At 60.6% G+C, this 12,471-nt stretch carries 7 protein-coding genes, 3 rRNA genes and 1 pseudogene (1 of these 11 cut by a window edge); 5 read left to right on the plus strand and 6 right to left on the minus strand.

All coding sequences use genetic code 11. The features are described from left to right. The 3 genes from AB5975_10815 to rrf (AB5975_10825) all read left to right on the plus strand — a co-directional run. Positions 1–261, plus strand: a 23S ribosomal RNA gene (locus tag AB5975_10815) (it extends 2,631 nt beyond the left edge of the window). Between the two features lie 136 nt (positions 262–397). Continuing rightward, a 5S ribosomal RNA gene (rrf, locus tag AB5975_10820) occupies positions 398–513 on the plus strand. A gap of 109 nt (positions 514–622) precedes the next feature. Continuing rightward, positions 623–738, plus strand: a 5S ribosomal RNA gene (gene rrf / locus AB5975_10825). A 66-nt stretch (positions 739–804) separates the two neighbouring features. Here rrf (AB5975_10825) and AB5975_10830 read toward each other — a convergent pair. The 4 genes and pseudogenes from AB5975_10830 to AB5975_10845 form a co-directional block, all read right to left on the minus strand. Continuing rightward, positions 805–3,178: pseudogene (locus AB5975_10830) on the minus strand (TonB-dependent siderophore receptor). A gap of 205 nt (positions 3,179–3,383) precedes the next feature. Continuing rightward, a complete protein-coding gene (locus AB5975_10835; protein ID XDR22254.1) occupies positions 3,384–4,340 on the minus strand; it encodes a FecR domain-containing protein in 957 nt (318 codons plus the stop codon). Positions 4,341–4,344: 4 nt separating this feature from the next. Further along, positions 4,345–4,848 carry a sigma-70 family RNA polymerase sigma factor gene (locus AB5975_10840; protein ID XDR22255.1) on the minus strand — a complete coding sequence of 168 codons (504 nt, stop codon included), beginning with the start codon at positions 4,846–4,848 and terminating at the stop codon, positions 4,345–4,347. A 111-nt stretch (positions 4,849–4,959) separates the two neighbouring features. Continuing rightward, positions 4,960–5,649, minus strand: a complete 690-nt coding sequence (locus tag AB5975_10845) for a GntR family transcriptional regulator (protein ID XDR22256.1) — start codon at positions 5,647–5,649, stop codon at positions 4,960–4,962. A gap of 204 nt (positions 5,650–5,853) precedes the next feature. On the opposite strand from AB5975_10845, the gene lapG reads away from it, so the two are divergent. Both lapG and lapD read left to right on the plus strand, forming a co-directional pair. Next, entirely contained in the window at positions 5,854–6,615 is a 762-nt protein-coding gene (gene lapG / locus AB5975_10850) for a cysteine protease LapG (protein ID XDR22257.1), read from the plus strand. A 10-nt stretch (positions 6,616–6,625) separates the two neighbouring features. Further along, positions 6,626–8,572: a cyclic di-GMP receptor LapD gene (gene lapD / locus AB5975_10855; protein XDR22258.1), complete on the plus strand. Its 1,947-nt coding sequence runs from the start codon at positions 6,626–6,628 to the stop codon at positions 8,570–8,572. 198 nt (positions 8,573–8,770) lie between these two features. Here lapD and AB5975_10860 read toward each other — a convergent pair whose 3' ends face one another. Then, a complete protein-coding gene (locus AB5975_10860; protein ID XDR22957.1) occupies positions 8,771–10,129 on the minus strand; it encodes an HlyD family type I secretion periplasmic adaptor subunit in 1,359 nt (452 codons plus the stop codon). A 7-nt stretch (positions 10,130–10,136) separates the two neighbouring features. Then, positions 10,137–12,293, minus strand: a complete 2,157-nt coding sequence (locus AB5975_10865) for a type I secretion system permease/ATPase (GenBank protein XDR22259.1) — start codon at positions 12,291–12,293, stop codon at positions 10,137–10,139. Positions 12,294–12,471: the final 178 nt, after the last annotated feature.

Genomic DNA, 12,471 nt, shown 5'->3' on the forward strand with positions numbered 1-12,471 from the left:
GGCTGCTCCTAGTACGAGAGGACCGGAGTGGACGAACCTCTGGTGTTCCGGTTGTCACGCCAGTGGCATTGCCGGGTAGCTATGTTCGGAAGAGATAACCGCTGAAAGCATCTAAGCGGGAAACTTGCCTCAAGATGAGATCTCACTGGGATCTTGAATCCCCTAAAGGGCCGTCGAAGACTACGACGTTGATAGGTTGGGTGTGTAAGCGCTGTGAGGCGTTGAGCTAACCAATACTAATTGCCCGTGAGGCTTGACCATATAACACCCAAGCAATTTGCGCGTCAGCCAAATTGCGGTGGTGAAGATGATACGAACCGAAAGTTCGCAACGAACCACACAATCACATATCCGAATTCGCTGGGCTGTCCATCTGGACATTCTGGCTACAGAATTTCTTGACGACCATAGAGCATTGGAACCACCTGATCCCATCCCGAACTCAGCAGTGAAACGATGCATCGCCGATGGTAGTGTGGGGTTTCCCCATGTGAGAGTAGGTCATCGTCAAGATTCATTTCGCAAAACCCCTATCTGCACATGCAGGTAGGGGTTTTGTCTTTAAGTAGGAACTACAGAGATTCGCAGGCACGTCCGAAGGACGGGCCAGCACACAGAATTTCTTGACGACCATAGAGCATTGGAACCACCTGATCCCATCCCGAACTCAGCAGTGAAACGATGCATCGCCGATGGTAGTGTGGGGTTTCCCCATGTGAGAGTAGGTCATCGTCAAGATTCAAACCCAAAGCCCCTGTCTGCGATGCAGACAGGGGCTTTGTCTTTTCCGAGTTTCAATAACGCTCAAAACTGATAGCTGACCGTAGCGCTCACATTGCGCTCTTCACCCATGTAGCAGTAGTTCAGGCTGGCACATGAGGTAATGTAGCTTTCATTGGTAAGGTTGTTTGCGTTCAGCCGCACATCCACACCCGTCAGACCCACCTTCCCCAGGTCATAGCCGATCGAAGCGTCGAACAGGGTGTAGGAAGGCACCTTCATGCTGTTTTCCGCATCCACCCAGCTATAGCCCATATCGCACCCCACCGCCCAGCCGCAGTCCATCCAGAGCCCCTTGGTGGAAGTTATAGTCAGCCCACAGCGAGAACATCTGTTTCGGTGCCTGGGTTGGCGCGTTGCCTTCATTGTCCAGGCTGGCCGACACCAGGCTCGGCATCGACTTGGCGTACTCGATATCGGTGAAGGTATAGCCACCCAGCAGTTTCAGGCTGTCGCTCAGCTGCACATGAGCCTCTAGCTCCAGCCCTTGCGAGCGTACTTCACCTACCGGGCGATAAAAGTTTTCGTCAGGCTGCTTCGAAGCCAGGTTTTCCTGCTCGATACGGAACACCGATGCGGTAAACAGGTTGTCGCTGCCCGGAGGCTGATACTTGATGCCGGCTTCCCACTGAGTGCCCTCGGTCGGTGCCAGCGGGCGGCCTTGCTGGTCGGACACGGTATTGGGATTGAACGACTCCGAGTAGCTGACATAAGGCGCAATGCCATTCTCGAACAGGTAGAGCACCCCGGCCCGGGTAGTAAACCTGGAGCGCTGATCGCTGACCTTGGTGTCGCTGTCGCGATTCTCCTCGGACACCTTCACCCAGTCCTGGCGAAGCCCAAGGGAGAATCGCCACTGGTCGACCTCCACCAGGTCCTGCAGATACACACCTGTTTGCTGCAAGCGCCGCTGGTAGCGGTTTTCGCCCAGTACCTGAAGGTTGCCATTGCCGTATTGCGGGTTGCCGGCGTTCAGCGGGTCGACCGTGCCATAGCACCATGCGACATCGGCTTTGCGTCGCTGGTAGTCTGCGCCCAGCAGCAGGGTGTGTTTGGCAGCGCCGGTGAAGAATTCCGCCTGCAGCATATTGTCGATGATGTACGAATGCAGGCGCTCGTCGCCGCCGGTATAGGCGCGGTTGAGAATGTTGCTGTCGGCATCCGCCCAGCCGGCCGAGTACACCTGGTCCATGGACACGTCGGAATCCTGGTAGCGGAAGTTCTGCCGCGCGGTGAACACATCGTTGAAGCGATGCTCGAACTGGTAGCTGAAGGACTGCTGGGTGCGCTCGTAATTATCGATACCCGGCTCACCCTCGAAAAAGTGGTCCGACAAGCGCAAGCCGTTGCGCTTATGCAGCATACCGTCAGCAGGGTTGCCGCCGTGGTACCCGCCGTTAGGGTCGTGCTGCAGGTAAGCCTGCAGTGTGAGCGAGGTGTCCTCGGTGAAGTCGACGCTGATGGCCGGGGCGATGGTATAGCGTTCTTCCTTGTTGTGGTCGAACTGTGTGTCCGAAGCATCCGCCAAACCTGTCAGGCGATACGCAATACGCTTGTCATCATCTACAGGGCCACTGAAGTCGAAGCCCATGCTCCGCTGGCCCTGGGTGCCGACCGTGGCTTGAACCTGGTGGAAAGGGGTGAGCAGTGGCTTCTTGGTGGTAAGGGCTACCAGGCCGCCCGGCGAGCTTCGCCCATAGAGTACTGAAGACGGCCCCTTGAGAATGTCGATGCGCTCAAGGAAGTACGGGTCCACCTGCATGGTGCTGTAAGTGCCATTGTCGCCCATGGACTTGAGCCCATCGACGTAGATGTTATCCACCGAGCCGTCGTTGAAGCCGCGCATGGCCACATAGTCGTAGCGATGGGTGGCACCGTAGGGGTTGGTCAGTACCCCAGGCGTGTAGCGCATGGCCTGGGCAACGGTCTGAGAGCCCTGATCGTCCATCTGCTGGCGAGTTACTACCGAGACCGATTGGGAGGTCTCCACCAGTGGCATGCTGGTCTTGGTCGCCACTTGGCTATGCGTGGCGTTGTAACCCTCCATGCTGCCCAAGGCGTTGCCCAGAGAGAAACTACGGACATCGGTGTCTGGCAATGCCAGGGCTGCGTCCTGATGCTGTGCCTGCAGCACATAGTTGCGTCCGTCCTGGCTGACAGCTTCCAGCCCGCTGCCATTAAGCAACTGGCGCAGCGCGTGATCAATGGCGTATTGCCCCTGCAGGCCGTTGGATTGCAGGCGATCGGTCAACTGAGGCGTACTGGACAGGGTGATGCCGGCCTGGCGAGCGAACTGGTTCAATACATCGGCCAGTTGGCCGGCCGGTATTGCATAGTGATGACTCACTTGGGCTGTTTCAGCCGCAACGGACAGTTGCGCAACAGCTGCCAGGCCCATGGCGGTACCAAACAGAGCAGCCCGTATGGCATGGCGTAAGTAAGCGGACTGCAGGACTGGTCGAAAATCATTCGGGCTGAAAGTGTGGTTTAACACCGGCTTGATGAACATGAAGGGTCCGTTGAAGTGATGAGGGCAGAAGATGTCGCTTACTGTCCTAGCCGGACCGGGGTTCAAAACCCGACAAAAAAACGTTAAGGCCTCATCAGGTCGTGCTTTCGACACGCACCCACCAGCGTGTACGTTGATGAACCCGTACGGGCAGCGTCTGCGGTAGCAGCCGAAGCAATTGTTCCGGGTCTTCGAGGCGGAATACGCCCGACAGGCGCAGGTCGGCAATCTCGTTGCTGCAGCCCAGGTAACCATGGCGATAACGGCTGACCTGCGCGAGAAAATCCGCGAGGCGCATGTTCTGAGTGACGATCAGCCCTTCAGTCCATGCCATCGCGTCCATGTCCATCTGTGCGATCCGTTGTGCGCCATGAGCATCCAGGCGCCAGTTCTGTCCACTCTCGATCCACTGCAGTTGGGCAATGCCAGGCCGGTGTATCGCCACTTTTCCGCGGCTGACGCTGACACGTGTGCAGTCGCTATCCTGATAGGCTACAAAGCGTCCTTCAAAGCCTTCCAGCAGCACGTCGCGGGTTTGTACAAACACGGGATGCCGGGGATTACACGTGATCATCAGTTCGCCATGCTTCAGGCGGACCAGACGCTGCCGATCAATGAAGGCCAGGTCCACGGCACTGCGGGTGTTGAGTTGCATCAGTGAGCCATCGGGCAGGGTGAAGACGCGCCGTTCGCCCGTGCCGGTGGCATAGTCCGATGCCCAGGCACTGACAGCATCGAGGTCTTTAGCCAGCCAGCTCGCCGATCCCGCCATGACAACGCCCCCAAGCAGCTTCAACGCCTGCCTTCGACGCAGGCGCTGCTGGCTGGTTTCCAGGGTCTGCAAAGCCAGCCCGGCACCGGGGATGGCGCGTAGGTCGAGGTTTTGATGCAAGTGCGTCACCCGCTGCCAGGCGTGTTCGTGTTCGTGGTGGGCACTGCGCCATTGCGCACACTGTTGTTGCAACGCCAGGTCGTGCCCACTCTCGCGCAACCGCAGCATCCACTGGATGGCCTGCTTGACCGCTTTCGTATCAGGGCGTGCGGCGGTCATCGACTCAGCACTCGTCCTGGTAGTGCAGCACGTAGCAGTGATAGAGCGCATCGGCAATGTAGCGTTCTACGGTGCGCACCGAGATCCCCAGCTGTTCGGCGATGGCCTGGTGCTTCAGCCCCTCGCATTGAGCCAGGAGGAATGCGCGACGTACCTTGGGTTTGAGGCCGTCGAGCATGCGTGCAATGCGCTCAAGCAACTCCAGTAGCAGCTCGCGGGTTTCGGCAGAGGGGGCCAATGCTTCCGGCACATGCGCCAAAGCCTCCAGGTAAGCCCTGTGCAGTTCCTCGCGCCGCCAGTGATCGATCACCAACCCGCGCGCTACCGTGCGCAGGAAGGCCCTGGGTGCATTCAGTTGCAATTGTTCACGGCGCTGTAGCAAGCGTACGAAGGTGTCCTGGGCCAGGTCGGCGGCATCGGCCGCATTGCCTAGCTTGCTGCGCAGCCAGGCATGCAGCCAGCCGTGATGGTCACTGTATAGCGTTTGCACGCAGTCGTTGCTGGGCATGGGGGAGGGGCGCCGGCATCAATGGACATGAATGATAATTAGTCTCATTGTTGGTGGCGCCGCATCAATTTGCAACCCATCTGGTCGCACGCTGCGCTAGGCGGCAGTGGGTTAGCGCCCCAGTTGTGTATCCAGGTACTTGCGAATTACCCGCGCCCCGCTGTTGAGATGCCGTTCCAGCACCGCTACCGCCTCATCCACCAGTTTGTCGCTGGCCGCATCCGCCAGTGCGTTGTGATCGTCCTGAGTGAGCTTGCCCAAGCCCATGGACGAAAGATGGAAGCGCAGGAAGCGCTCTTCCTCGTTCAGTTCGTTCTCGATCAGGCGCAGTAGCTTCTTGTTTGGTGCCCTGCTGTATAGCGCCATGTGGAACAGGCGGTTGAGGCGGCCGATTTCGGCGTGACGGGTTTCATTCTCCAGTTGCTGGATATACCCGCGGGCGCTGGCGATGTCGCTGGCATCGAGCAGCGGGATCGACTGGCGCAGCGCCTCACTCTCGAGCAATACGCGCAGGGCATAGGTGTCCACTGCATCCTCACCGATCAGCGGCGCAACCACAGCGCCCTTGTGCATCTCTACTTTCAACAGGGATTGCGCTTCGAGCTGGCGCAGGGCTTCGCGCACGGGCATGCGGCTGACACCGAACAAGGTGGCGAGTTCTTGTTGGCGCACGGCAGTACCTGGGGGTAAGCGCCCATCGAGAATGGCACTGCGCAGGCGCTCTTCGATCACGCCACGGGCCTGATGCGGCAGCAGCTGTTCGCTTGCCAGCACATTGCTCAGTTTGATTTTCTCGGCCACGCGACGTCTGCCTTAACAATGACTAAAGTTGGATCCAATGACAGTAGTAACAGCTTGTAAGGGTGTCAAACCTGCACCCGCACGGGTACGGGCGCCCCAAAAGCGCGGCTATGGTGGATGAAGTCGTCTGCCAAAGGAAGCGCCCTTCAGAAGGATATAACTAGAAAGTGTAGGCGGCCTGACAGGCGGGTGCATGATTGCAGGGTGCCATTGTCTTTTGTTGTGGCAAGCCCCACCATCGCTGCTTTCGACTGGTCTGAACAGGGCTTCGCAGTGGCGATATCCTGGTTGCTGAAAACCGTTGTGCGACGTGTCGGCTTTGCCGCGCTGCTGGGCAGTCTGCTGCTGGGCGGCTTGCACGCGGATTGGGATTTTTCCCAGATCAGCCGCAAGTCGCAGGCGCTCTACGGCCCGTTGGGTGCCGGGCAGGGCCGTATCGATGCCTGGCAGAACCTGATGGCTACGCAGAAGCAGGGGACTGAGCTTGAGCGGCTGCAAGTGGTCAACCGCTTCTTCAACCAGCAATTGCGCTATGTCGAAGACATCGACCTGTGGCATGAAGTCGATTACTGGGCCACGCCTGTGCAGGCACTGATCAAAGGTGCAGGGGATTGCGAGGACTACGCCATCGCCAAATATTTCAGCCTGCGGCGCATGGGTATCCCCAGTGAAAAACTGCGCATTACCTACGTCAAGGCGCTGCGACAGAACCGGGCACACATGGTCCTGACCTATTATTCAAGCCCACAGGCCCAGCCTTTGGTGCTCGACAGCCTGATGGACGCCATCAAGCCGGCAAGCCAACGTACCGACCTGTTGCCGGTGTACGCCTTCAATGGCGAGGGGCTGTGGCTGACGGGCGCTGCCGGGAACAAGAAGGTCGGCGATACCAAGCGGCTGTCACGCTGGCAGGATTTGTTGAAGAAAATGCAGGCCGAAGGGTTCCCGGCCGAGCCGGTTTACTGAAGGAGCACAGATGTCACTGTTCAAACAATTGCTGTTGGCCATTTGCCTGTTCCTGGTGGTCGCCTTCAGTGGCAGTTTCATGGTCAGCCTGGAAAGCTCGCGCAGCCAGTATGTCAACCAGTTGCGCTCGCACGCCCAGGACGCGGCGACCGCGCTGGCGCTGTCGCTGACGCCGAATATCGACGACCCGGCGATGGTCGAACTGATGGTTAGCTCGATCTTCGACAGTGGTTACTATGCAAGCATCAAGGTCGTCGACCTGGGCTCCAATGCTGTGCTGGTGGAGCGCCACGCTGAGCCGGACCCAGGTGGCGTACCGCGATGGTTCGTGCACTTGATCGGCCTTGAGGCTGCTGGTGGCGATGCCATCGTCAGCCGTGGCTGGCAACAGGCCGCGCGCGTTGAAGTGATCAGCCACCCGATGTTCGCCATTGCCAAACTTTGGCAAAGTGCTCTGGGCAGCCTGGGTTGGTTGCTGTTGTGTGGTGCGGCCAGTGCTGTGCTCGGTGCATTGCTGTTGCGCCGCCAGTTGCGGCCGCTGGACTATATGGTCGAGCAATCCCACGCGATTGCCCGCCGCGAATTCCTCAGCCTTCCAGAGCTGCCGCGCACGCCAGAGTTACGCCGTGTGGTGCAGGCGATGAACCAGATGGTCGAGAAACTCAAAGCGCTGTTCACCGAGCAGGCCGAGCGCAGTGAGCGGCTGCGTGCCGAGTCCTACCAGGACAGCCTGACCGGGCTGTCCAACCGCCGGTATTTCGAAATGCAACTGAACACCCGGGTGAGCAACCTGGAAGAGGCGCGCGCCGGCTACCTGCTGTTGCTGCGGGTTCAGGGCCTGGCCGGCCTGAATGCCCGCCTTGGCGGCCAGCGTACCGACCAGTTGCTGCAGGCAGTAGGCGAACAGTTGCGCCGCACCTGTGCAAGCTACCCGGAAACCAATGACCTGATTTCCCGCAGCCGCGGTGGCGAGTTTGCCGTGCTGGCGCCGGGCATGGTGCATGAAGAGGCTGTGCAACTTGCCCAGGCCCTGGAGGCGACGCTGCAGAGCCTGCACGAAACGGGTGCCAGTGATATCGACCCGGTCGCTTGTATCGGCCTGGCGCCGTTCAGCCCCGGTGACTCACCGCAGGCGTTGCTGAAACTCGCCGACGAGGCTCTGGCCCGTGCCGAGAACCAGCCAACGCCGGGCTGGGTGTGCCTTGAGCAAGGCGTTGCCGCAGTGGCTGGGGACAGCCAACATGCCTGGCACGAGCGGCTCGATCAGGCATTCGGCAATGGGCATTTCGAGCTGTTCTTCCAGCCAGTGGTGGATTGTGCTTCAGCGCAACGGGTACTGCACCACAAAGTGATTTCGCGTTTGCAGGATGGCCAGGGCGAGGCGTTGCCAGCGGGCCGCTTCCTGCCCTGGTTGGAGCGCTTCGGCTGGATGCCACGGCTGGATGTGCTGGTGCTGGAGAAAGTGTTGGCGCACCTACGAGGGCACGACCAGGTGCTGGCGCTGAACCTGTCCGCCGCCACCCTGGCCGACCCCAAGGCCCTGCAGCGCGTCTTCGAGCTGCTGGGCCAGAACGCGGCGCTCGGCCCGCGGCTGGTTTTTGAAATTGGCGAGGAGCAGTTGCCTGAACAGGCCGCCTTGGAGCAGCTCACCCGGCGCCTGCACGGGCTTGGCTTCGGCCTGGCGCTGCAGCGCTTTGGCGGGCGCTTCAGCATGATCGGCAACCTGGCGCACCTGGGCCTGGCGTACCTGAAGATTGACGGCAGCTACATCCGCAACATCGACCATGAGCAGCACAAGCGGTTGTTCATCGAAGCGATTCAGCGTGCGGCCCACAGCATCGATTTGCCGCTGATTGCCGAGCGGGTCGAGACCGAAGGGGAGCGGCGGGTGTTGCAGGAGATGGGCGTAGGTGGGATTCAGGGCCAGCTGGTCGGTGAGCCTGCGCCCTGGCGCTAAAGAGCTTTCCTGCCAGTTGCCTGATCTGACTCCCAGGCCTGACGCTGTGCATGTGGGAGCGGCCTTGTGTCGCGAAAAGGGCTGCATGGCAGCCCCAGTAGTTTATGCAGTAATGCGAAAATCCCGGGGCCGCGTTGCGGCCCTTTCGCGACACAAGGCCGCTCCCACAGAGAAAGCACGCGGCCTTGAGTCTGCCTTCTAGCGCTCGCGCAGCGCTTCCGAACGCGCCTTCATGATCGGCTTGAGCAGGTAGCTCATGATGGTCTTCTTGCCGGTCATGATGTCCACCGTCGCCACCATCCCCGGAATGATCAGCAGCGGCTTCTCGTCCGTCCCCAGGTGGCTGCGATCGGTGCGCAGCTTGATCAGGTAGTAAGTGGTCTTCTTGTCTTCATCGGTGATGGTGTCGGCGCCGATCTGCTCAAGCTTGGCCTTCAGCCCACCGTAGATGGTGTAGTCATACGCCGTGAACTTGACTGTCGCTTCCTGGCCAGGGTGCAGGAAGGCGATGTCTTTGGGCAGGATCTTCGCCTCGATGACCAGCGTGTCGTCCAGTGGCACGATCTCGATGATATCGCTGCCAGGCTGGATTACACCGCCAATGGTGTTCACCAGCAGTTGCTTGACGATACCGCGCACCGGCGAAGTGACCATGGTGCGGTGAACCCGGTCGTCCAGCGCTTTGCTGGTGGCGGTGGCCTTGTTCAGTTCGGTGCGCGCTTCGTTCAGCTGGGTTAGCGCTTCGCTGCGGAACTTGCCACGGGTCTCTTCGATCTTGCTTTGCACCTCGCGGATGGCAGCCTCGGCACGCGGGATGGCCAGTGCGGTGGAGTCCAGCTGACCGCGGTTTTCCACTTCAGCACGGCGCAGGCGCAGCACCTCAACCTGGGAAATCGCGCCGGTCGCCACCAGCGGTTCGGACATGCCGATTTCCTTGCGCAGCAGCTCAAGGCTGTTAGCGTACTGGGCGCGCTTGGAGCTGTATTCGCGCAGTTCCTGCTGGCGTTGGACCAGCTGCTGCTGCAGGCCGCCAATTTCATCCTGCAGTTGCTGGCGCCGGCTCTGGTACAGCGACTCTTCACTGGCCGCCTGGCTTGGCGCGGCTTTGCGCAGTTCTTCGTCGATCTTCAGCGGGCTGTCCTGGACCTCGGCGCTCAAGCGTTCGACCCGCAGGGCCATGGCCAGGCGGTCGGCCTCGGTTTCACCCACGTTGGAGGCGAAGCGGGTTTCATCCAGGCGTAGCAATGGCTGGCCGACTTCGACGATCTCCCCTTCCTTTGCGAAAATTTCAGCTACGATGCCGCCCTCCAGGTTCTGGATCTTCTGCACCTTGGACGACGGAATGGCCTTGCCTTCACCCCGTGTGACTTCGTCGATGGGCGCAACGCTGGCCCACACGATCAAGAACACGAAGAACAGGATCACGCCCCAAATGGTCAGCCGCACCACCCGCGGCGCATCCTCGATAAGGGCCTTGTTGACCTCCGGCAGCGGCTGGCCGCCAAGCGAGTCACTGCCTTTGAAATAGCGCCGCAGGCCGTCCTTGAACTGCCCCATATCCAGCTTATGCAACACTGATTTGCCCCTTCTTCAGCGCATCCATGACCGCGGCTTTCGGGCCGTCGGCGACGATCTGCCCGCGATCGATCACAATCAGCCGGTCCACCAGCGACAGCAGCGAGGCACGGTGCGTGACCAGTAGCACCGTCTTGCCTTCCACCACCGCTTGCAGGCGCTGCTTGAGGCGTTCTTCACCGGTGTTGTCCATGGCGCTGGTCGGCTCGTCCAGCAGCAGTATCTGTGGGTTGAGCAGCAGCGCACGGCCCAGGGCGACGTTCTGCCGCTGGCCGCCGGACAGGTTCTGACCGCGTTCACCCACTTGCAGCTCATAGCCGTCCGGGTGCAGCCGGGCGAACTCATGCACGCCCGCCAGTTCGGCGGCTTGCAGGATCAATTCGTCTTCGATGTAGCGGGCGCCGCTGACCAGGTTGTCACGCAAGGTGCCGGCCAATAGCTGGATGTCCTGCGGGACGTAGCCGATATTGTGGCGCAGTTCGCTGACATCGATCTGGCGAATGTCCACGCCATCGACCAGCAGTGAGCCACCATCGGCCTCGTACAGGCCGACGATAAGCTTGGCCAGCGAGCTCTTGCCCGAGCCGCTGCGGCCGATGATGCCGACCTTCTCGCCAGGGCGGATGGTGAGGTTGATGTTCTTCAGGGCCAGGTTCTGCTGGTTCGGGTAGGTGAAGTCGACCCCACGGAACTCGACGCTACCCTGCAGCACCTTGCGGCTCAGCGGGCGCTCTTCGAAGTTGCGCTCTTGCGGCAGCTCCATCATATGGTCGGTGGAGACCATGGTCACCTTGGCTTGCTGATAGCGGGCGAGCAGGCCATTGAGCTGGCCCAGCGGGCCGAGGGCGCGGCCGCTGAGCATGTAGCAGGCCACCAGGCCGCCCATGCTCAGGTTGCCGTCGATGATCAGGTACACGCCGACGCAGATCATTGCCACGCCTGCCAGTTGCTGGATCAGCAGGGTGATATTCATCGCCAGGCTCGACAGCACCTTTACACGCAGTTCCAGGCGGCTGAGGGTGCCGAGGGTCTGCTCCCACATGTACTGACGCTCGCTTTCGGCGTTGTTGACCTTCACCGCATCCAGGCCGGCCAGTGTCTCGATCAGGCTGGACTGGCGCTCAGAGGCCAGGGCCATGGTCCGTTCCATGGTCGCCATCAGCGGCCGTTGCAGGGCGTAGCCGATGCCCAGGGCCAGCGGGAAGGCAATAATCGGGATCCATACGAGGTGCCCGCCAATGATGGCGATGACGATCAGGATGAGGATGGTGAAAGGCAGGTCGATCAGGCTGGTCAGGGTCAGCGAGGCAAGGAAGTCGCGCAGGCCCTGGAACTCGTGAATGTTCTGAGCAAAGCTGCCGACCCGTGCAGGCCGGTACTTCATCGACATGCCGACGATGCGCTCGAACAGCGTTGCCGAGATGATCAGGTCGGTCTTTTTGCCGGCCAGGTCCAGGCACAGGCCGCGCAGGCCCTTGAGTATCAGGTCGAAGATATACGCGCCGGCGATACCGATGGCCAGCACCCAGAGCGTCGAGGTGGCCTGGTTGGGCACCACCCGGTCATACACGTTCATCACGAACAGCGGCGCGGCCAGGGCGATCAGGTTGATCACCAGGCTGGCGGCGATCGCGTCGATGTACAGCCACTTGCTGCGCAGCAGGGTGTCGCGGAACCACGACTTCGCCCGTGGGATGAGGTTGCCGTGGTTGACGTCGAACTTGTGCTGCGGCTGCGCAAAGAACACGCGGCCGCTGTAGTCGCTTTGCAGCGCTTCACGGCTGACGTGCACCTCGCCACCATCGCTCTCGCTGAGCAGCAGGCGTGCGGTGTCCTCATTTTCCCAGCCCAGCAGAACGGCGCTGCGGCCTTCCTTGAGCAGCAGCATGGCCGGCATGGCGATGCTCGGGATCTGCTCCAGCTTGCGCTGCAGCAGGCGCCCTTGCAGGCCTGCCCGGGCGGCGGCACGGGGCAGCAGCTCGGGGCTCAGGCGCTGGGCGGGCAGCGGCAGGCCTGTGGTCAACATGACCCGGCTGGCGGGTTTCTGGTGCAGCACACACAGGCTCAACAGACTATCCAGCAGGGGATCGTCATGCTGACTGCGTGGATCGTGGCTGAGTTGGACTCGACTGACTTCGGATTCCACGCGGCGCTCTCTTCATCCTTGTGGTGGGTGGGGTAGGTGTGCGGCCGTCAAAGGTCAGGCCGGCTCACCCTGGCAATCTATGGTGCTACCAAGCTGTGCGGATAAGGGCTATGACACCCTGAGGCTTGTGCAACTGGCCAATGGTCGCCCTGAATCGGTGTTGAGTAAACAATTCTAG

The sequence above is a fragment of the Pseudomonas putida genome, assembly GCA_041071465.1.
In the GTDB taxonomy this organism is placed as follows: domain Bacteria; phylum Pseudomonadota; class Gammaproteobacteria; order Pseudomonadales; family Pseudomonadaceae; genus Aquipseudomonas; species Aquipseudomonas putida_P.

Excerpts from the sequence above, each read along its gene's own strand:
- AB5975_10860 (XDR22957.1), bottom strand. The coding sequence starts at position 10,129 with ATGGGGCAGTTCAAGGACGGCCTGCGGCGCTATTTCAAAGGCAGTGAC.
- AB5975_10840 (XDR22255.1), bottom strand. The coding sequence starts at position 4,848 with ATGCCCAGCAACGACTGCGTGCAAACGCTATACAGTGACCATCACGGC.
- AB5975_10835 (XDR22254.1), bottom strand. The coding sequence starts at position 4,340 with ATGACCGCCGCACGCCCTGATACGAAAGCGGTCAAGCAGGCCATCCAG.
- lapD (XDR22258.1), top strand. The coding sequence starts at position 6,626 with ATGTCACTGTTCAAACAATTGCTGTTGGCCATTTGCCTGTTCCTGGTG.